Consider the following 18,590-nt stretch of genomic DNA (forward strand, 5'->3'; position numbering starts at 1 on the left):
CTGGGCGGTGCGCTCGGCGGCGGTGGGCGCGGGGCCGACGGGGCCCGCGGGGGCGGTGCGGTCGGCGGGGGCGGTGCTCACAGCTCGTCCTCCTTCATGAGCGAGCGCATGTAGATCACGGAGATCACCAGCAGCAGGAGCGTCAGCAGCACGGCGATCGCCGATCCGCGTCCGTAGAGGCCCTGGGCGAAGGACTCCGAGTACGACCACACGCCCAGGTTCATCACGTCGCGGTTGGTGCCGTTGCCGCCGGGCATCAGGTAGATCTGCGTGAAGACCTTGAAGTCCCAGATGGTCGACAGGATGATGCAGACCGCGAGGATCGGGCGGATGCCCGGGATGGTCACGCTGCGGAAGCGGGAGAGGGGGCCCGCGCCGTCGAGCGCCGCGGCCTCGTAGAGCTCCTTGGGGACGGTGCCGAGACCCGCGAGCACCGTGACCGCGATGAACGGGAAGCCGTGGTAGACGACGTTCGCGGTCGCGATCGCGTAGAACGCCCAGCGGTTGGCGAACCAGTTCCAGGAGCCGGCCTCCATGATCCCCAGCTGGTCCAGGGTGCTCGCGACCAGGCCGTTCAGGGGATCGAAGAGCCACACGAACACGTACGTGCCGGTGATCGCGGGCACCGCCCACGCGACCATGATCGCGGTGGTGCAGATGCTGCGCCACCAGGTGCCCAGACTGTTCAGGAACAGGGCGACCACGATCCCGACGACCATCGTGAGCACCACGCACACGATCGCGAAGCCCACCGTGTTGGGCAGCACCGTGCCCCACAGGAACGGATCGGAGAGGATCTCCCGGTAGTTCGTCAGGCCCGTGTAGTTCGAGTCGCCGCGGATGAGGTTGCGCAGCCGGTAGTCCTGGATGGACAGGTTCAGCACGCGCACCAGCGGCCACAGCAGCAGGACCGCGAGGGTCACCAGTCCCGGGGCGAGCAGGAGCCAGGGCGCGGAGCCGCGCTGCAGGCGGCGGCGCACCGGGACCCGTCGGCGCTCGAGGGTCCCGGTGGCGTTCGCGGCGTTCTTCGGAGTGGAGGTGGCCGCGCTCATCCGCCGAAGATCTTGTCCATCTCGGTGGCGGCGGCGTCGGCGGCCTGCTGCGGCTTCGTGCCGCCGAGGACGTCGCTGAACAGGGTCGACAGGGTCTTCTTGCCCTCGATCTGCCCCCAGGCCGGGGTGACGGGGACGGTGGTGCCGCCCTCGGTCATCTGCTGGGCGAAGACCTTGGTGAGGTCGTCGCCGTCGGCCACGACCTGGTCCAGGGCCTTCTGCTCGCCCGGGAAGTAGTTGGTGTCCTTGGCCCACTGGGTCGCGAACTCACCGGTGGACATGAGCTTGATGAGCTCGAAGGCGAGCTCGGGCTCCTCGGTCTCGGTGAAGCGGCACAGGAGCGAGCCGCCCAGGAAGGAGGGCGCGACGGCCTTGTCCTTCGCGGGGATCGTGAAGGCGACGAGGCGCTTGAAGAGATCCTCGTCGTCGGCCTTGATCGTCGCGGGCACCCACGAGCCGGTGATGAACATGGCGACCTTGCCCTGCTGGAAGGCGGCCAGGGAGTCCGTCTCGAGCCAGCTCGAGGCGGCCGCGGTCGACGCGTCGTGCTTGAGCGCGAGATCCGTGTACCAGGTGATGCCCTCGACCGATTCGGTCGAGTTGATCGTGGCCTTCCACGTACCGCCGGACTCGCTGGCGATGTCGCCGCCCGCGCCCCACACGAAGGGCATGCCGGCGAAGATCGAGCCGCCCGCGACGGGGAACGGGATGATGTCGGGGTTCTTCTCCTTGAGCGTCTCGATCATGCTGAGCAGGTCGTCCCAGCTGCCGGGCTGCTCGGTCACGCCCGCGTCCTCGAGGATCTTCCTGTCGGCGAGGATCGAGCGGACGCCCGCGTACCAGGGCATGCCGTAGAGCTCGTCGTCCAGGGTGCCGGCGTCCACGAGGCCCTGGACGAGACCGTCCCCGATGCCCGCCTCGTCGACGTCCTTGGTGAGGGGGTCGAGGCCGCCCGCGTCGGCGAACTCGGGGACCCAGGTGGTGCCGACCTCGGCGACGTCCGGGCCGGTGCCGCCGCTCATGGCGGTCACGAACTTGTCGTGCGCACCGTCCCAGGGCTGCACCTCGACCTTGAGGGTCGCGCCGGTCTTGTCCTTGAACGCCTTGGTGATCGCGTCGACGTACTCGTCGGTCTTCGCGTTGGTGCCCTGCATGATCCACAGGGTGATGGTCTTGTCGGCGTTGGCCTCGGTGTCGGTCGGGTCGCTGCCGCCCGAGCCGCCCGAGCAGGCGGCAAGGCCCAGTGCGGCGGAGCCGGCGGCCCCGGCGGAGAGAACACCTCGTCGTGAGATCATCGGAACTCCTCACAGCTGTCGGGTCGGCACGTGCCGGGCGGCACTGTGGATATCGTCTCGTCGTCGAGCGATGCGGGAACCGCGTCGAGAAGCAGCGTCATCGAGGATCCGGGGACCCGGTGATGACACCCTCCGGGATCGCTCCCGGAGCCGAACGTCAAGAAAACTTCCCTCGCCGATCTTCTATGCTGAAGTTACCACGATGAAGGAGGTCCCGTGCAGGCTCCCCAGGACCGTGACCGAGCTGTGACGTCGCCCGTCGTGCTGGTGGCGGACGTCGGCGGCACCCGCAGCAGATTCCTCGTCGCGCCGGTCGATCCGGACGTTCCGCCGCTCATGGCCGAGCCCGTCACGGGGCCCGGCGCGAACCTGCGCTCGAGCGGCCCCGGGGCGCTCGCGGCGCTCGCCAAGCCGGCCCGTCGGGCCCTCGAGGCGGCCGGGATCGACGGCCCCGCGGCCGCGCGGGAGCGCGTGGGCGCGGCGGTGCTCGGACTCGCGGGCAACGGCGCGGCCCGCCGACGGGAGATCACCGCCGCGGTGGCCGAGGCGCTCGCACCGCTCGGCATCGAGCCGGACCGCCTCACAGCGACCGACGACCACCTCACCGCCTTCCTCAGCGCGGACGTGGGCGAGGACGGCCTGCTGCTGCTCGCCGGCACCGGCTCCGTGTGCGTGCGCTTCGAGGACCGCCGTCCCGCGGAGCGCTGCGACGGGATGGGATGGCTGCTCGGGGACGTGGGCTCCGCGGTCTGGCTGGGGCGCGCCGTGCTGCAGGCCGTCGCCGCCGACATCGACGGCCGCGGGCCGCGCACCCGCCTCACCGAGTCCCTGGGCGACGTGCTCGAGCTCGATCTGCGCGACGGGCTCGTGCCGCGCTCCCCCACGGGCGATCCGCGCCAGGACCTGGTCGCCGCGATCGACCCGCTCTCCCCCGCCGAGCTGGGCCGCTTCGCGCCGCTGCCCGGCTCCCTGTGCGAGGACCAGTTCGACGAGGTCGCCCGCGGGATCCTCGACGGCGCGGGCCGGCACTTCTCCCGCACCGTGCAGCGTCTGGACCCCGAGGCGGCGCTGCCCGTGGTGCTCGCCGGCGGCGTGCTCACGACCCCCGGGCCCATCCACGACGACCTCGTGACCTGGCTCGAGGCGGCAGGGCGCACCGTGGCCCCGGTCCAGGACGGTCTCGCCGGGGCGCTCCGCCTGGCGCGCGAGGCGGCGGGCGGGCCCGACGGCGCCGACGGCCCGATCCGATGAGCGCGCCCGCGGAGGATTCGGCGCCCGATGACCCCCGTGCACCCGCCGACCCCCGTGCAGAGGCTCGCGCACGCGCGCGGGGGGCCACGGCGGCCTCGGCGCGCCGCCGCCGCGAGCGCCTGGGCCGCGCGCGGGAGCGCCGCGCCCGGCGGGTCGAGCGGGAGGCGGACCTCGCGCTCCGTCTGCGCTCGGAGAGCCGTCGCAACACGATCGCCCTCAACGTCACCGTCGTCCTGTCCCTCGCCGCCACCTTCGCGCTGAGCTCGCTGTTCCCGAGCGAGCGGGAGCGCGCGGCGATCTCCCTGCCGGGCGCCTTCGCCGTCATCGCGATCACCGTGTACGCCGCGAGCTTCGCGCTGCTCACGCACTGGACCTTCCACCGCCTCCCTCGGCGGGACGTCGTGATCGCGGCGCGCCTGGCGCGGGCGCGGCGCACCTCCCCCTGGCTACGGTGGGTCGCGGGGCGCGGATCGGTGAGCTCCGAGGCCCTGGGTCTCGTGCTGCTCGCGGTGCTCGCGATCCTGCTGCTCCTGCTCAGCGAGCCCGGCCCCTACCGCGTGGTGCTCCTGGTGACGACGATCGCCGCGATCCTGTGCACCTGGTACTCCACGGCCGTCACCCTCGCCGTCGAGTACGCCGCGGCGGACGGCCACGGCGACGCCTTCGAGCTGCGCGCACCGCGGCGCGGCTTCGACGAGTACCTCTACGTGTCCATGATCGTGCAGGTCTCGGGCTCGGCGAACGAGAACGTGCCGCTCACGAGCGGGGCACGTCGCCTGGTGCGGCTGCAGGCGCTCCTCGGTCACGTGATGACCTCCGTGGTCGTCGCGCTCGGGATCTCCGTCGTGATCACGGTCCTGTGATCACTGCGAGGTGATCGCTGCGGCGTGTTCGCTGCGGGGTGATCACTGCGGCGTGATCACTGCAGGACGATCGCCACGCGCTGGGACCCCGCGGCCGGGGTCGCGGATAGGATGGCCGCGCCCCACGGCGTCGGCGCCCCGCCCGGACCCTCGCGTCCGACGGGACCCGCGCGCCGGGGGCCACGTTCCGCAAGCCCCGATCGGAAGGCCCTCCGCGATGTCCCACGCCTCCGCCACGCAGCAGACCTCCGCCGAGGACGCCGACGTCGACGTCCCCAGTCGCGAGAAGGTCCTGGTCGTCGGCGCAGGTCCCGCGGGCCTCGCCGCGGCGGCCTCGCTGAAGGCGCTCCGCGTGCCCTTCGACCTGGTGGACGCGGGCAAGGACGTCGGCGGCATCTGGAGCACCTCGCGCGAGGACTCCCCCGTCTGGCCGGCGATGGAGATGATCTCCTCGACGCAGTTCACGCAGTACGAGGACATGATCCAGCCGGTCTCCTTCCCGACCTTCCTGCGCCCCGCGCAGATGTCGAAGTACCTGCGCGCCTACGCCGCGCGCTACGACCTCACCGACCACTTCCTGCCGCGCCTCGTGGTGCGCACCGCGAAGCCCTTCGAGGAGGGCGTGTGGCAGGTCGAGTTCTCCGACGGCCGCGTCACGGTCTACCGCGCGATCGTCGCCGCCCATGGCGTCTCCTCCCGCCCGCACCTGCCGGAATGGGCCGGCGACGTGCCCGGGGGCATCCGCACCCTGCACTCCTCGCAGTGGGAGAGCAGCGACGGCCTCGAGGGCCGGCGCGTGCTCGTGGTCGGCTCCGGCCAGTCCGCGGCCGACATCGCCGTGGACGCCGCCCGCCGGGCGCTCGAGGTGCGCTGGTCGGTGCGCACCGGCCACTGGATCGTCCCGCGCACGATCGGCGGGAAGCCGGGCGACGTCGCCGCCTCGCACGAGCCCTCCGTGCTGGGCGGGCTGAACGAGAAGATCGCCGAGCAGGTCGTGCGCCGCGCCGTCGGCGACCCGGAGTCGCTGGGCCTGCCCGGGCCCGCCGCCCCCCTGCTCGAGGACGCCGTGATCGTCTCCGACGAGATCGCCCCGCGCATCCGCGACGGCCGCGTGACGCCCACCGGCGACGTCGAGGCGATCGGCGAGGACGGCACGGTGTCCTTCACCGGCCACGGCCGCGCCCACGCGGACTTCGCGCCCGATGTCATCGTCTTCGCGACGGGCTACGAGCAGGGCGCCGACTACCTCCCCGACGACGTGGTGCCCCGCACCGCGAGCGGTGCGCTCGACCTGTTCCTCGGCGCCTTCCCGCGCGGTCGCTCCGACCTCGTGCTGCTGGGCCAGCAGCGGGTGAACGGCGGCGTGCTGCCGCTGCTCGTCGAGCAGGCCGACGTCGCCGCCTACGCCCTGCACGCCGAGCGCGAGGGCACTCCCCAGGCCGCGCAGTTCCGGCGCCTGCGCGAGGGCGCTGACTCCCAGGTGCCGCTGCCCGCCGAGTCCGGTCTGCGCGGTCGCCTCGGGGCGCTGCTGCCGCCGCGCCGGGAGGACCGCCGCGGGTCGGGGGCGTCGGCCCGGAGTGCATCGGGTTCCGGTGCGGCCGACGGCGACCGCGCTCTCGTCCCCTTCGTGGATCGCGAGCTGCTGCTCGCCCGCCTGCGGTCGGTGCGCGAGCTCTTCGACTGATCGGCCGGTCGGGCCCATCGGACGGCCCGGTGCGCGGGCGACGGGCTGATCGGCCGGATGCTGAGGCGTCCAGGTCACCCGTGAGCGTGCGCGTCGCGGCGCATCGTCCGCGATGCGATGGCCCGGTCCGCGAGCGCGATCCCTGCGAGCACGGCGAGGCCGACGAGGATCCAGCCGCCCGTCTGCTGGTCCGCGAGGGCGTCGGCCCGCCAGGTGCGCCCCGTCGCGCCGAAGCGGTCGGAGGCCAGGAGCGTGCTGCCCAGAGCGAGGGCCAGGCCGCTCGCCGCGAGCCCCGCGACGGGCAGGGCGGCCAGCACGGTGCGCCAGACGCGGAGGCGCGCGCTCGGCCCCGCGGGAAGCGTGGGATCGGCGCCGCTGTCCCCGTCCCGCCGGGCGTCCGCACCCGGCTCCACGGTCCACCAGGTGAGCGCGCCCAGGACCACCGGGGCCAGGAGCAGCAGCTCGTGCCCGGGGATCGTCGCGAGCGCGGGCCCCAGCAGCCACGGCGTGGCGTGCACGAGGGCGAGCAGGCCCGTCGGCCCGAGCGCGAGCAGCGGGGCGGTCCAGGGGTCGCGGTGCAGCAGACGGGAGAGACCCCCGGGGGTGGGGACGGCGCTCGCGAGGAGGGGACCGACGAGCACGAGCAGGAGGCCCTGCTGCAGCAGGTGCGCCGAGCTCAGCACCGGGCCGTAGACGCCGAGCGGCCCGCAGACGACGAGCACGAGGAGCACGGCGCCGACGACGACGCGCAGCTCGGCCGAGGGCGCGCGCGGGGCTGCCCGGGGCCCCGTGCGCGGGAAGCGCAGCGCCCACACGAGGGTGAGGGCGAGGGCGATCACCAGGGCGTCGGGCCGCCAGGACGTCAGCAACGAGACCGGGCTCGGGGCGGGCGGCAGGGCGTGGCCGGTGAGGTCCGCCGCCGGGCCCGTCGCCGCCGCGCCGCTGAGGAGACCGGGGGCCGGCAGGAGCACGAGCAGGGCGCCGAGGACCACGGCCGCCGCCATCAGCACCAGCTCGATGCCGGCGAGGCGGACGAACGGACGCCCCGGCCCGTCGGCCCTCCTCTGCACGGCGAGACGCCTCCGCTGCAGCGCGCCGAGGACGCCGAGCACGAGCAGCAGCATGATCTTCGCGAGCCCCACGAGGCCGAACGCCGTGGTCACGAGATCCAGCGGCGAGCCGAGGCGGGTCAGCAGCGCCCACAGTCCGCTGAGGGCGAGCACGCACCACGCGAGCAGCGCCAGGTGCGAGAAGCGGACGATGACGGCGGACGGGTCCGTGAGCGGGCCGCGGGCGCGCAGCAGCAGGATCGCGCCGAGCCCGCCCGCCCACACGGACATCGCGAGCACGTGCACGAGCACCGGCACGGCCTGCCCCGCCTGAGGGAGCAGGAAGCCCTGATCGCCGAGCACCCGGATCGAGATCCCCAGGACTGCGAGCACTCCCGTGAGCCGGCCGACGGTCTGGGCACGGGCGCCGGTGCCGAGGCCCACTGCGAGCAGCGTCATGAGCGCGGCGAGGGCGGCGACGAGAGCGGGCAGCAGGCGCGGGGCGGGCGCGAGGACCAGCAGCTGGGTGAGGGTCCAGACGCCGCCGAGCACCGCGAGCGGGGTCATCGCGCGGGCGCGGTCCGCGGGCGCGACCAGCAGCAGACCGGCGAGCAGGGAGGCGCCGAGCGCGCCGGCCGCGGCGAGGTCCTCGATCACGCCGAGAAGAACGGCGAGCACAGGGACGGTGCTCACGCGCCCGCCGAGCCCATGCCCTGGGTGACGAGCACGCCGAGCCAGAGCGCGGCCATCCCGAGCGCCGCGGTCACCAGCAGGTAGCCGACGGAGATCACCGGGGTGCCGCGCCGGGCGAGCTGGACGGCGTCGAGGGCGGCGCCCGCGAGGGTCGAGAGTCCGCCGCACACGCCCGCTCCGAGCAGCAGGAACAGGTAGCGCACGGCGCCCGTCGGCTCCGCGCCGATCCGGGTGACGACGATGCCCAGCAGGAAGCACGCGACGACGTTCGCGATCATCGTCGGCCACGGCACGACCTCGAGCAGGATCGAGGGGCTCTCGCGCCGATCGAGGGCGCGCGAGAAGCTCTCGCGCACGGCCCAGCGCGCGGCCGCGCCGATGCCGCATCCGGCGCCGACGACGAGCACGGAGAGGATGCCCAGCAGGATCGTCATCGTCCCTCCCCCTCGCTCGGGCGTTCCATCGGGCGGCGGATCGAGGGGCGCTCCGGCGCTGGGGCATCGGGATGGGGCGACGGCGAGGACGGCCGCGGGCTAGGGGCCGCGGGCGTCGCGGAGGAGAGCGTCGTGTGCACCTCGGCGTCGCCCGGGGCGTCGAGGGAGGGCACGGGAGCCGGGGCGTCCGACGCGTCGGGCTCGGGCGTCAGGGCCTCGGCGCCGCCTGCCTCGGGATCAGCGCCCTCGGGGTCGGCGTCGGCTCCTGCTCTCATTCCCGAGGCGGCGCCGGAGGCGGTACCGGCGCGCACACGGGAGAAGCGGCGGGAACGGGCGGGGAGATCGCGTCGTGGGGCGCGGCCCCCGGCGAAGGGGTGCGTGCCGAGCCGGATCCCACGGCGGTGCAGCAGGCCCGCGAGGCCCAGCCCGAGCAGCACCCCGCAGATCGCGCCGAACAGGGTGATCGCCCCGTACACGAACGCGAGCGCCGGGAAGTCCGCGCCGATCATCGCCGAGCCCTCGAGCACCACTCCGGAGTAGATGGTGAAGCCCTCGAGGAAGCCGATGCCCAACAGCGGGCGCATCCAGCGCGGCGCATCGGGCTGGCGCTCGAGCAGGCCCGTGAGGATGCCGAGGCCCACGCACCCCAGCACGTTCACCAGCAGCGTCGAGCGCGGCACCTCGATGAGGGTGGGCGTCTGGATCGTGGGCATGAGCAGTGTGAGGAGTTCGCGCAGCACTCCCCCCGCGACGCCGCCGCAGGCCACGAGCAGCATCGTGCGCTGCCAGGACAGCGGAGGAAGGCCGGGGCCCGAGGTGAGGGTCTCGGCGTCCTCCTCCTCGGCGGTGACGCTGACGGCCTCCATCTCGACGGTGCGCATGCGCGGATCGTCGCGGCGGCGCGGTGCGGGAGGCGTGGTCACCGCACCAGGGTACCGAGGAGGAGGCGGCCGGACCTGCGCGCGCCGTGGACGGTGACCACGGCGGCGCGGGCGCGGGGGCTCAGCCCCACACGAGGCCCAGCTGGGGCTGCTCGAGCACGGCGGAGATGTCGCGCAGCAGCTCCGAGCCGAGCGCGCCGTCGATGAGGCGGTGGTCGAAGCTCAGGGCGAGCTGGGTGACCTCGCGGATCTCGATCTTCCCGTCGACCGCCCAGGGCTTCTGCTTGACCGCGCCCATGCCCAGGATCACGGACTCGCCCGGGTTCAGGATCGGGGTGCCCGAGTCGATGCCGAAGACGCCGAAGTTCGTCACCGTGATGGTGCCGTTGCGCGTCGCCGACAGCGGTGTGGAGCCCGAGCGCGCGGTCTTGGCGAGGTCGTTGATGCCCTCGGCGAGCTCCTTGAGGGTGAGCAGGTGGGCGTCCTTGATGTTGGGCACGATGAGGCCGCGCGGGGTGGCCGCGGCGATGCCCAGGTTCACGAAGTGCTTGTAGACGATCTCCTGCGCGCTCTCGTCCCAGGAGGCGTTGACCTCGGGATTCCTGCGGATCGCGACGAGCAGTGCCTTCGCGACGATCGCGAGCGGGGAGATCTTGACGTCGGCCCATTCGCGGGAGGCGCGCAGCGAGCGCACCAGGTCCATGGTGGCGGTCATGTCGACCTCGTTGAACACCGTCACGTGCGGGGCGGTGAAGGCGCTCGAGACCATCGCCTCGGCGGTGCGCTTGCGCACCGAGCGGATCGGCACCCGCGTGGTCCGGTCGTCGCTGGTCACACCGGAGAACGACTGCTGGTTCATGGACTGGCTGGTCGCCGACTTCATGGTGCCGTGCAGGGAGGCGGGCGCCTGCGGGGACTCGTCGGGGAAGTAGTCGCCGTCACCGGGCATCTCGTCGCCGATCGCTCGCTGCTGCGCGGCGAGCACGTCCTCGCGGGTGACGGTCCCGCCGGGGCCCGTCGCGAAGACGTCGGCGAGCGCGATCCCGAGATCGCGGGCGAGCTTGCGCACGGGCGGCTTGGCGAGGATGCGGTCGATCGGGACCTGCTGGTCCTCGCCCTCCTGCGCGGCGGCGCGGCGCCGACGGCGGGCGCTGCTGGGGCGCGCGCCGTAGCCCACGAGGTTCTTGGGCTGCTCATCCTCGGCCGCCGGGGCGGCGGATTCGGCGGGGGCGGTGGATGCGGCGGACGGGGCGGCGTCGACGGGCGCGGCGGTCTCGCCGGTCGCCTCCTGCGCCTGGGCGGCGAGCTCCTCGGCCGACGGGTCGGGCTCCGGGGCGGCGTCGGCGGGCGCGGGCGCGGGGCTCGCGCCGTCGGCATCGGTGTCGACCTCGATGAGCGGGGCGCCCACCTGCACCTCGTCGCCCACGGCGACGAGCACCCGGGTGACGCGGCCGGCGATGTGGCTGGGCAGCTCGACGGCGGACTTCGCGGTCTCGACCTCGATGACGGGATCGTTGATGGCGACGGTGTCGCCCACGCCCACCTTGATGTCGAGGATCTCGGCCTCGGTGAGTCCTTCGCCGGGGTCGGTGAGGGTGATCATGACGAGGGTGCTCATCGTCGGGTCCTTCCGTTCTCGCCGCTGTCGGGGCGCTGGTCAGTGGGCGAAGGGAACATCGCAGGGAGGCGGACGCCGTGGGGCGCCGTCAGTATGCGAGCGATCGGTCGACGGCGTCGAGCACGCGGTCGAGGTCGGGCAGGTACGCCTCCTCCATCCGCGCCGGCGGATAGGGCGTGTGGTAGCCGCCCACGCGCAGCACGGGCGCCTCGAGGTGGAAGAAGCACTGCTCGGAGACGCGGGCGGCGACCTCGCCGCCGATGGCGCCGAAGACGGGGGCCTCGTGGACGATCACCAGGCGGCCGGTGCGCTTCACCGACTCGACGACCGTGGGGACGTCGAAGGGCGAGATCGAGCGGGCGTCGATCACCTCGAGGTCCAGACCGTCCTCGGTCGCGGCCTCGGCGGCCTCGCGGGCCACGGAGACGGACGGTCCCCAGGCCAGCAGCGTCGCGTCGGACCCGGGACGCACGATCTGCGCGCTGTGCATGCCGGTCGCGGGGCGCACGTCCGTGTCGACGTCGCCCTTGATCCAGTACTGCTTCTTGGGCTCGAAGACGATCACCGGGTCGTCGGACTCGATGGCCTCGCGGGTCATCCAGTACGCGTCCTGCGCGTTCGACGGGGTGACGATGCGCAGGCCCGCGGTGTGGGCGAACAGCGCCTCGGGGCTCTCCGAGTGGTGCTCGACCGCGCCGATGCCGCCGCCGTAGGGGATGCGGATGACCATCGGCACCCGCACCTGCCCGCGGGTGCGGTAGTGCATCTTCGCGAGCTGCGTGGTGATCTGGTTGAAGGCGGGGAAGACGAAGCCGTCGAACTGGATCTCGGCGACGGGCCGGTAGCCGCGGTAGCACAGGCCGATGCCGGTGCCCACGATCCCCGCTTCGCCCAGCGGGGTGTCCACGACGCGGTCGCCGCCGAACTCGGCGTGCAGACCGTCGGTGACGCGGAAGACGCCGCCGAGCAGCCCGATGTCCTCGCCCATCAGCATGACCTTCTCGTCGGCCCGCATGGCGTCGCGCAGGCCCGCGGTGATCGCCTTCGCGATCGGAAGCTTCACGGTGCTCATCGACGGCCCTCCTCGGCGGCGGAATCAGCAGCGGCGGACTCAGCGGCGGACCCCGCATCGGCCTGGTCGCCGGCGTCCTCGAACTGGGAGCGGTAGCGCTCGAACTCCGCGCGCTCGGCCTCGACCAGCGGGTGCGGATCGGCGTAGACGTGGCTGAAGATCTCGATCGGGTCGGGATCGGCCATCGCGTGGATCTCGTGGTGCAGGGCCATCGCCAGGTCGTGGCCCTCCCCCTCGCAGCGGCCGACGAACTCCTCGTCGATCTCGTCCTGGGTCTCGAGGTAGCGGCGCAGGCGGTCGATGGGGTCCTTGGCCGCCCACTCCTCCTCCTCGGCGCGGGCGCGGTAGCGCGTGGGGTCGTCGCTCGTGGTGTGCGCGGCCATCCGGTAGGTCACGGCCTCGATGTAGCTCGGCCCCTCGCCCTCGCGGGCGGCGTCGAGTGCGAGGCGCACGGCGCCGTAGACGGCGAGCACGTCGTTGCCGTCGATGCGGACGCTGGGGATCCCCCAGCCGCGCGAGCGCTGGGCGAGCGGCACCCGGGACTGCACGGTGGTGGGCACGGAGATCGCCCACTGGTTGTTCTGCGTGAAGAAGACCGTCGGCGCCTGGAAGGAGGCGGCGAAGGTGAAGCCCTCGCTGACCTCGCCCTCCGAGGAGCTGCCGTCGCCGAACAGGGTGAGCACCGCGGTGTCGGACTCGAGGTCGCCGGTGCCCACGAGGCCGTCGCGCTGCAGGCCCATCGCGTAGCCGACGGCCTGCGGGACCTGGGCTCCGAGCACGAGCATGTAGGGGTGGGTGCGCAGCTCGTAGGGGTCGTAGCTGCCGTGGGCGATACCGCGCCACACGTCCAGCAGGCGCCAGGGCTCGATGCCGCGCGCCCAGGCGATGCCGTGCTCGCGGTACGTGGGCACCAGGTAGTCCTGGGTGCGGGCCGCATGGCCGGCGCCGATCTGGGCACCCTCCTGCCCCAGGGCGCTCGCCCACAGGCCCAGCTGCCCCTGGCGCTGCAGGGAGGTGGCCTCGAGGTCCGCGGCGCGGATCATCACCATGTCGCGGTAGTAGCGGCGCAGGTCCTCGCCCGTGAGGTGGGCGACGGCGGCGTCGAGCTCCTCGTGAGGTGTGCGGGTGCCGTCCGGCGCGACGAGCTGGATCAGGGGCTCGTCGTCGGCGTGCTCGGGAATTGTCGTGCGGAAGACGCTCACGGGGACGAGGTTAACCTACGGAGCCGTAAGTTCCAACGGAATCGCCGTGAGCGGGTCGCCCGCGCGCCGCGCCGCCGGCCGTCCTGCGGATCGCGGCGCACCGGCGTGCGATCAGTCCCAGGTCACCGGGCGCTTGTCATCGGCGAGGTCGACGGAGGGCCTGCCCAGGCTGCCGCCGTAGAGCAGGTCGCAGGTGCCCTTCTGGCTGCCCTTGCTGCACTCCATCGTGGTGTCCACGCCGCCGATGGAGTCCTTCGCGGTCACGTAGGTGACCTCGTCGTACCCGGGCTCGGCCGTGAGCTTGTCGAGCTTGCGCTTGGTGGACCCCGGAAGCGAGCGCTTGACCGTCTTGTCCTTGGCCTTCCAGCCGTCGGAGGAGGTGCCCTGGATCTTCTGGAGGCCGCAGCCGGCCTTGAGCGTGTTCTGCTCCACGCACTTGTCGACCGACTTCTTCACGGCCTCGCGGAAGGCCTTCTGGCCGTCGTCCGTGAGCTTCGCCTTGGGCCAGTCCGGGTAGTCGTCGCCCAGTCCGTAGACGAGGGTCGCCTCCCCGTCGAGGCCGAACAGCTTCTCGTCCATGCCCACGGTGTAGGAGCCCGGCAGCGCCGAGTACTCCGTGCCGGGCTTCACCTCGGCGTCGTTGACCGTGAGGCTCAGGCCTGAGAAGCCCTCGGGCACGTCCATGTACGACTCGAGACCGGTGACGACCTCGTAGGTGCCGTCGTCGTCGTAGTCCTGCATCGAGATCTCGCCGCTCGCGGGCTTGCCGCCCACCGTGTAGTCGACCGTCACCTTCCCCGAGAGCGACGACATCTGGGGCTCGCCGATGGTCACGTCGGCGACCGGGGCCTCCTTGAGCGCCTTCGCGTAGGCGTCCTCCTCGAGGGTCTCCTGGTTCGAGTGGTCCTGGGCCTGGATGACCTCGAGCGCGGGCTTGGGATCCCCGTCGACCAGGGAGTCCATGTACTCCTTCCCGAGCGCGCTCACCTGCTCCTCGGGGGATGCGGTCTTCGCGGCTCCCCCGCCGCCTCCCGCATCGTCGCGCTTGCCCAGGCCGATGACGACCGCGATCACCACCACGAGCACAATCACGAGCAGGAAGGCGACGGCGGCGATGACCAGCCCGATGATCAGTCCCGTACGGCTCTTCCGGCGCGGCTGGTTCGGGTCGCCGGAGCCTCCTGCGCCCCCGGGACCGCCCGATCCGCCGAATCCTCCCGGCCCGCCGGGCTGCCCTGGTCCTCCGGGGCCCGTCGGACCTCCGGGGCTCGACGGCCACGAGGCGGAGGACTGCGGCGAGCCGCCCTGGCTCTGGGCGAAGTCCTGGCTCTGGGAGAAGTCCTGGCTCTGCGGGAAGTCCTGGCTCTGCGCGCTCCCCTGATCCTGCGCGGGATCGGGGTACTGCTGCCGCCAGGGCGATGCCTCCCCCGGTCCGTCCTGGTGCGGCTGGCCGTTCTGCGGGCCCTCGGGCATCGGTCCGGTCATGGTCTTCCCCTCCGCCGCGTTCGTGATCCGCGGCACTCGTCCCCTGAGTCTAGGCTGAAAGCGTGACCCACCGCGCGCCGCGACCAGCCGCCAGGAGCGCGCGCCTGGCGCACTCTGACCTCCTCGCCCGGATCCGGCCCGACGTCTACAGCGAGCACGGCTTCGCGCTCGACGTCGGAGGCATCGAGCAGTCGCACGTGGACCTCGAGGACCCGACCGTGATCCGCCACGAGTACCTGCGGCGCATCGCCCACGTCGTCGACACCGCCGCGGAGCCCGGGGCGCCGATGCACGTGCTGCACCTGGGCGCGGGCGCACTCACCCTGGCCCGGTACGTGCAGGCCACGCGCCCCGGCTCCCCGCAGACAGTGGTCGAGATCGAGCGGGAGCTTCCGGGCCTCGTGACCTCCGCGCTGCCCCTGCCGCGCGGCACGGACCTCGAGGTGCGGATCGGCGATGCGGCCCAGGAGCTCGCGGACATGGGGGCCGACGGATCGGCCCGGTCGGGCGGCAGAGGCCGGTTCGACGTGATCGTCGTCGACGTGTTCAGCGGTCAGAGCACGCCCGCGCACCTCACCCGCGAGGGATTCTTCGCCGACGTCCTCGGGCACCTGTCCGAGCGCGGGGTGATGGCCGTGAACGTGGGCGACGACGCGGGCCTGCGCTTCTTCGCGGCGCAGGCCCGGGCGCTCGACGCCGCGACCGAGGCCGCCGGCCTCGCGGGCGCATGGACCCTGGCCGACGAGCACCTGGTGCGCTCGCTCGACGAGGGCAACCTGGTGCTCGCCGCCGGGCCCGGACTGGAGCGATCGCGAGGTGCGGACCCCGAGGGCCTGCGCGAGCGCTGGCTCGCGGGCGGCCCGCATCCGGCCGCCGGGCTGGATCCTGCCGAGACGAGCCGCCTGATCAGCGCGATCGAAGAGGACGCGCACGGGTCGCGGCCCGCACCCCGTCCTCGCTGAGCGCCGATCGCGGACGATGGAGCGCGGTCAGCCCTCCTGCGCCTCGCGCCACTCCTGGGCGATCGCGAGGAGCAGATCGTTCGCCTCGCGCTCCCCCACGGTGACGCGCACGCCGTCGGTCCCGTAGGCGCGGACCACGAGGCCGCGGGCGTCGGCGAAGGCGGCGAACTCGGCGCTGCGCTCCCCGAGCGGGAAGTACACGAAGTTGCCCTGCGAGGCGGGCAGCTCCCAGCCCTGGGCGGCGAGGACCTGTTCGAGGCGTCCGCGCTGCTCGCGGATCCAGGCGGCACGGTGCTCGAGCTCGGCCGCGGCGTCGGGATCGAAGGTCGCCAGAGCCGCGGCCTGCGCGATCGAGCTCGCACCGAAAGGCACCGTGACCTGGCCGAGCGCCGCGGCCAGGCGCGGGTGCGCGACCGCGTACCCCACGCGCAGCCCGGCGATTCCCTGCATCTTGGAGAAGGTGCGCAGCAGCACCACGTTGCCGTGCTCCGCGAAGAGGCGGGCGGTGTCGGCGAGGCGCACGGGGTCGACGAACTCCCGGTATGCCTCGTCGAGGGCCACGACCACGTGATCGGGCACGCGCGCGAGGAAGTCCTGGATCTGCGCGGTGGTCAGCGCGGGCCCGGTGGGGTTGTTCGGGGTGCACAGGATGACCAGGCGGGTGCGCTCGGTGATCGCCTCCGCCATCGCCGGCAGGTCGTGCTCGAAGGCGGGGGTGAGCGGGACCTGGATGTCGACGCCGCCGTGGCTGCGCACCAGGATCGGGTACGCCTCGAACGACCGCCAGGCGAAGACGACCTCGTCGCCCGGATCCACGAGCGCTCGCACCAGATCTCCGGAGACGGCGACGGACCCGGTGGACAGGGCGATGTTCTCCGGGCCGACGGCGGAGCGCGGCGTGCTGTGGTGGGCGGCGATCGCCCCGCGAAGGTCGAGGGCCCCCATGTCCGGGTAGAGGTTGGCGTGCAGGGTGGCCCGGTTGACGGCCTCGGTCACCTGCGGCAGCGGCTCGAACGGCGACTCGTTCGAGGACACCTTGAAGCGGCGCACGCCGTCGTCGGCCGCGGGCTTCCCGGGCACGTAGGCGGGCAGCGCATCGAGGGCGGCGCGCAGGCGGATGTTCTCGGCGGGAGTCTCGGGCATGCCCCCAGGCTAGGCCGACGGGGGCTGTGCGCGCCGGACCACCGGCGCGCGCGAGACCCGCGCGAGACCCGCACCCAGCAGTCTGGGCGGGTTTCCGGACCTTTCATCACGCGCGGGTTCTAGGGGTGGTCGCAACACTCGACGTGAGGAGGGTGTTGTGGTTGGTCGTGGGAGGCCTGGGTTCGAGATGGGGCCTCGTTGGAAGATCGAGCGGTTCTGGCATGCTCGTTCTATGGGGCTAGCACTGCGGGATATCGCCGACGAGATCGATACGAGCCATGCCACGTTGGCTCTGTATGTCCGGGCCACGGCCGGTATTGCTCCGGCTCGGTGGAAGGATCCTGATCGCTATATCACCGATGGAGAGCGGTTCAGGATCAAGGAACTCCTCATCGAGGGACGCTCGATCCGATATATCGCGAAGGTCCTGGACCGGGCCCCGTCCACGATTTCGCGTGAAGTGCGGCGGGGCTCGGCAAAAGGAACTCGGGGCGAGTACGCACCCTCACGCGCTCGACGTGACGCCTTTGAGAAGCGCCGCCGTGCGAAGGAACTGAAGATCCCTTCCGACCCGGTCCTCCACGCTGCGGTCCAACACGGCCTCGACGAGGGCCACTCGCCCGAGCAGGTCGTGGGACGCTTGCGCCGTGAGCATCCCGACGACCCGAGGTTCCACGTGAGCCACGAGACGGTCTACCGGACCATCTACCTGCAGGCCAGAGGTGGTCTCAAGCGCGAGCTGAAGGCGCTGACCCGCACCGGACGCACAGTCAGACATCCCCGCCGCAGCGCGCAGAGGCGCCGGGGGCGGATCAAGGACATGGTCTCGATCTGGGAGCGGCCGGCCGAGGCGCTGGACCGCAGTGTTCCCGGGCATTGGGAAGGCGATCTGATCGTGGGCAAGAACGGGGCCTCGGCGATCGGGACCGTGGTCGAGAGACGTTCGAACTACGTGATCCTGGTGCATCTGGACCCCACCAAGTCACGAGTCGAAGCGACCCGCGATGGATTGATCGAAAAACTCGCCGCTCTCCCGGACACGCTGAGAGCAACATTGACGTGGGACCAAGGCAAGGAGATGCACCAGCATCGTCAAGTCACGAATATGACGGGCATCGACGTGTATTTCGCAGACCCTCACTCACCGTGGCAGCGCGCGACGAACGAGAACACCAACGGGCTTCTCCGCCAGTACTTCCCCAAGGGCACCGATCTCTCGATCCACAGTCAAGAAGATCTGGACTACATCGCCGACCTCCTGAACCGACGCCCCCGCAAACGGTTGGCCTTCGCCACGCCATACGAGATGATCCAGGAGTACCTGTTGCGATGACCCCTTGAATCCGCCACGGTGAAAGGTCCGGAAACTCGCCCAGATCGTCGCCCGCAGCGGCTCGTCGCCCGCGCCGGTGCGTCGCCCGAACCGGCTCGACCTCAGGCGCGCTCGCGGTCGCGGTCGCCGTCCACGCCGAGGATCGCCTCGAAGATCGAGGAGAGGATGCCCACGATCACTCCGGCGAGCAGGGCCCACCAGAAGCTGTCGAACTCCAGCGGCAGGCCGAACAGACCCGCGACCCACGCCGTGAGAAGCAGCATGAGGGCGTTGATGACCAGCATGAACAAGCCCAGCGTGAGGCAGGTCAGCGGCAGGGCGAAGAACGAGAGGATCGGCTTCACTATCGCGTCGACGATCGCGAAGATCAGTGCGATGCCGGCGACGGTGAGGACCTGGCCGAGGATCGTGCCGTCGCCCTCCCCCAGGTGCATGCCCGGCAGCAGGAGGGAGGTGAGCCAGAGTGCGACGCCCACGATGATGAGGTGCCCGATGAACCTGAACATGGGGGAAGTCTCCCAGAGCCGCCCGTGAGCGACCAGGGGGATATCCCGCGCGTCGGCCCATCAGCCC

At 72.3% G+C, this 18,590-nt stretch carries 16 protein-coding genes; 5 read left to right on the plus strand and 11 right to left on the minus strand.

Features of this window, described 5'->3' with window-relative positions:
- Positions 1–77 precede the first annotated feature (77 nt).
- Together Bra3105_RS07080 and Bra3105_RS07085 are read right to left on the minus strand one after the other, a co-directional pair.
- Entirely contained in the window at positions 78–1,052 is a 975-nt protein-coding gene (locus Bra3105_RS07080) for a carbohydrate ABC transporter permease (protein ID WP_200502831.1), read from the minus strand.
- A complete protein-coding gene (locus Bra3105_RS07085) occupies positions 1,049–2,347 on the minus strand; it encodes a sugar ABC transporter substrate-binding protein (RefSeq protein ID WP_228359197.1) in 1,299 nt (432 codons plus the stop codon). The genes Bra3105_RS07080 and Bra3105_RS07085 overlap by 4 nt, the downstream gene beginning before the upstream one ends.
- Positions 2,348–2,563: 216 nt before the next feature.
- Here Bra3105_RS07085 and Bra3105_RS07090 point away from each other — a divergent pair, with 216 nt between their 5' ends.
- The 3 genes from Bra3105_RS07090 (at position 2,564) to Bra3105_RS07100 (ending at position 6,145) form a co-directional block, all read left to right on the plus strand.
- A complete protein-coding gene (locus Bra3105_RS07090; RefSeq protein WP_228359198.1) occupies positions 2,564–3,598 on the plus strand; it encodes an N-acetylglucosamine kinase in 1,035 nt (344 codons plus the stop codon).
- Positions 3,595–4,461 (plus strand): hypothetical protein, encoded by an 867-nt coding sequence (locus tag Bra3105_RS07095; RefSeq protein WP_228359199.1) that lies wholly within the window; start codon positions 3,595–3,597, stop codon positions 4,459–4,461. The genes Bra3105_RS07090 and Bra3105_RS07095 overlap by 4 nt, the downstream gene beginning before the upstream one ends.
- 217 nt (positions 4,462–4,678) lie before the next feature.
- Complete coding sequence (locus Bra3105_RS07100) at positions 4,679–6,145, plus strand: flavin-containing monooxygenase (RefSeq protein WP_228359200.1); 1,467 nt, start codon at positions 4,679–4,681, stop codon at positions 6,143–6,145.
- A 74-nt stretch (positions 6,146–6,219) separates the two neighbouring features.
- Here the strand turns inward: Bra3105_RS07100 and Bra3105_RS07105 are convergent, their stop codons facing one another.
- The 7 genes from Bra3105_RS07105 to Bra3105_RS07135 all read right to left on the minus strand — a co-directional run bounded on the left by Bra3105_RS07105 (position 6,220) and on the right by Bra3105_RS07135 (position 14,579).
- On the minus strand, positions 6,220–7,887 hold the full coding sequence (locus Bra3105_RS07105; RefSeq protein WP_228359201.1) for a CopD family protein: 1,668 nt from the start codon (positions 7,885–7,887) through the stop codon (positions 6,220–6,222).
- Positions 7,884–8,321 carry a fluoride efflux transporter FluC gene (locus Bra3105_RS07110; RefSeq protein ID WP_200502840.1) on the minus strand — a complete coding sequence of 146 codons (438 nt, stop codon included), beginning with the start codon at positions 8,319–8,321 and terminating at the stop codon, positions 7,884–7,886. The genes Bra3105_RS07105 and Bra3105_RS07110 overlap by 4 nt, the downstream gene beginning before the upstream one ends.
- Positions 8,318–9,244 carry a fluoride efflux transporter FluC gene (locus tag Bra3105_RS07115; RefSeq protein WP_228359202.1) on the minus strand — a complete coding sequence of 309 codons (927 nt, stop codon included), beginning with the start codon at positions 9,242–9,244 and terminating at the stop codon, positions 8,318–8,320. Before Bra3105_RS07115 ends, Bra3105_RS07110 begins: the two co-directional genes overlap by 4 nt.
- Before the next feature lie 79 nt (positions 9,245–9,323).
- The gene (locus tag Bra3105_RS07120; protein WP_228359203.1) at positions 9,324–10,820 is read right to left on the minus strand and encodes a dihydrolipoamide acetyltransferase family protein; all 1,497 of its coding nucleotides are present in this window, start codon (positions 10,818–10,820) and stop codon (positions 9,324–9,326) included.
- A gap of 88 nt (positions 10,821–10,908) precedes the next feature.
- Entirely contained in the window at positions 10,909–11,892 is a 984-nt protein-coding gene (locus Bra3105_RS07125; protein WP_228359204.1) for an alpha-ketoacid dehydrogenase subunit beta, read from the minus strand.
- Positions 11,889–13,094, minus strand: a complete 1,206-nt coding sequence (locus Bra3105_RS07130) for a thiamine pyrophosphate-dependent enzyme (RefSeq protein ID WP_228359205.1) — start codon at positions 13,092–13,094, stop codon at positions 11,889–11,891. The genes Bra3105_RS07125 and Bra3105_RS07130 overlap by 4 nt, the downstream gene beginning before the upstream one ends.
- A gap of 111 nt (positions 13,095–13,205) precedes the next feature.
- Positions 13,206–14,579 (minus strand): hypothetical protein, encoded by a 1,374-nt coding sequence (locus Bra3105_RS07135; RefSeq protein WP_228359206.1) that lies wholly within the window; start codon positions 14,577–14,579, stop codon positions 13,206–13,208.
- Between the two features lie 62 nt (positions 14,580–14,641).
- Here Bra3105_RS07135 and Bra3105_RS07140 point away from each other — a divergent pair, with 62 nt between their 5' ends.
- Positions 14,642–15,541 carry a spermidine synthase gene (locus Bra3105_RS07140; RefSeq protein WP_228359207.1) on the plus strand — a complete coding sequence of 300 codons (900 nt, stop codon included), beginning with the start codon at positions 14,642–14,644 and terminating at the stop codon, positions 15,539–15,541.
- 27 nt (positions 15,542–15,568) lie between these two features.
- On the opposite strand, the gene Bra3105_RS07145 is transcribed toward Bra3105_RS07140, so the two are convergent.
- Positions 15,569–16,684 carry a histidinol-phosphate transaminase gene (locus tag Bra3105_RS07145; RefSeq protein ID WP_228359208.1) on the minus strand — a complete coding sequence of 372 codons (1,116 nt, stop codon included), beginning with the start codon at positions 16,682–16,684 and terminating at the stop codon, positions 15,569–15,571.
- Positions 16,685–16,916: 232 nt separating this feature from the next.
- On the opposite strand from Bra3105_RS07145, the gene Bra3105_RS07150 reads away from it, so the two are divergent.
- Entirely contained in the window at positions 16,917–18,017 is a 1,101-nt protein-coding gene (locus Bra3105_RS07150; protein ID WP_228356471.1) for an IS30 family transposase, read from the plus strand.
- A 101-nt stretch (positions 18,018–18,118) separates the two neighbouring features.
- Here Bra3105_RS07150 and Bra3105_RS07155 read toward each other — a convergent pair whose 3' ends face one another.
- Positions 18,119–18,523 (minus strand): phage holin family protein, encoded by a 405-nt coding sequence (locus Bra3105_RS07155; RefSeq protein ID WP_200502851.1) that lies wholly within the window; start codon positions 18,521–18,523, stop codon positions 18,119–18,121.
- Between the last annotated feature and the right edge of the window lie 67 nt (positions 18,524–18,590).

It is taken from the genome of Brachybacterium halotolerans subsp. kimchii, assembly GCF_020792675.1.
GTDB classification, from domain to species: domain Bacteria; phylum Actinomycetota; class Actinomycetes; order Actinomycetales; family Dermabacteraceae; genus Brachybacterium; species Brachybacterium halotolerans.

What these genes read in the sequence shown, in the direction of transcription:
- Bra3105_RS07135 (WP_228359206.1), bottom strand. Translation starts at nt 14,579, where the DNA reads ATGACCGGACCGATGCCCGAGGGCCCGCAGAACGGCCAGCCGCACCAG.
- Bra3105_RS07095 (WP_228359199.1), top strand. Translation starts at nt 3,595, where the DNA reads ATGAGCGCGCCCGCGGAGGATTCGGCGCCCGATGACCCCCGTGCACCC.
- Bra3105_RS07150 (WP_228356471.1), top strand. Translation starts at nt 16,917, where the DNA reads ATGGGGCTAGCACTGCGGGATATCGCCGACGAGATCGATACGAGCCAT.
- Bra3105_RS07085 (WP_228359197.1), bottom strand. Translation starts at nt 2,347, where the DNA reads ATGATCTCACGACGAGGTGTTCTCTCCGCCGGGGCCGCCGGCTCCGCC.
- Bra3105_RS07155 (WP_200502851.1), bottom strand. Translation starts at nt 18,523, where the DNA reads ATGTTCAGGTTCATCGGGCACCTCATCATCGTGGGCGTCGCACTCTGG.
- Bra3105_RS07125 (WP_228359204.1), bottom strand. Translation starts at nt 11,892, where the DNA reads ATGAGCACCGTGAAGCTTCCGATCGCGAAGGCGATCACCGCGGGCCTG.
- Bra3105_RS07120 (WP_228359203.1), bottom strand. Translation starts at nt 10,820, where the DNA reads ATGAGCACCCTCGTCATGATCACCCTCACCGACCCCGGCGAAGGACTC.
- Bra3105_RS07100 (WP_228359200.1), top strand. Translation starts at nt 4,679, where the DNA reads ATGTCCCACGCCTCCGCCACGCAGCAGACCTCCGCCGAGGACGCCGAC.
- Bra3105_RS07080 (WP_200502831.1), bottom strand. Translation starts at nt 1,052, where the DNA reads ATGAGCGCGGCCACCTCCACTCCGAAGAACGCCGCGAACGCCACCGGG.
- Bra3105_RS07110 (WP_200502840.1), bottom strand. Translation starts at nt 8,321, where the DNA reads ATGACGATCCTGCTGGGCATCCTCTCCGTGCTCGTCGTCGGCGCCGGA.
- Bra3105_RS07145 (WP_228359208.1), bottom strand. Translation starts at nt 16,684, where the DNA reads ATGCCCGAGACTCCCGCCGAGAACATCCGCCTGCGCGCCGCCCTCGAT.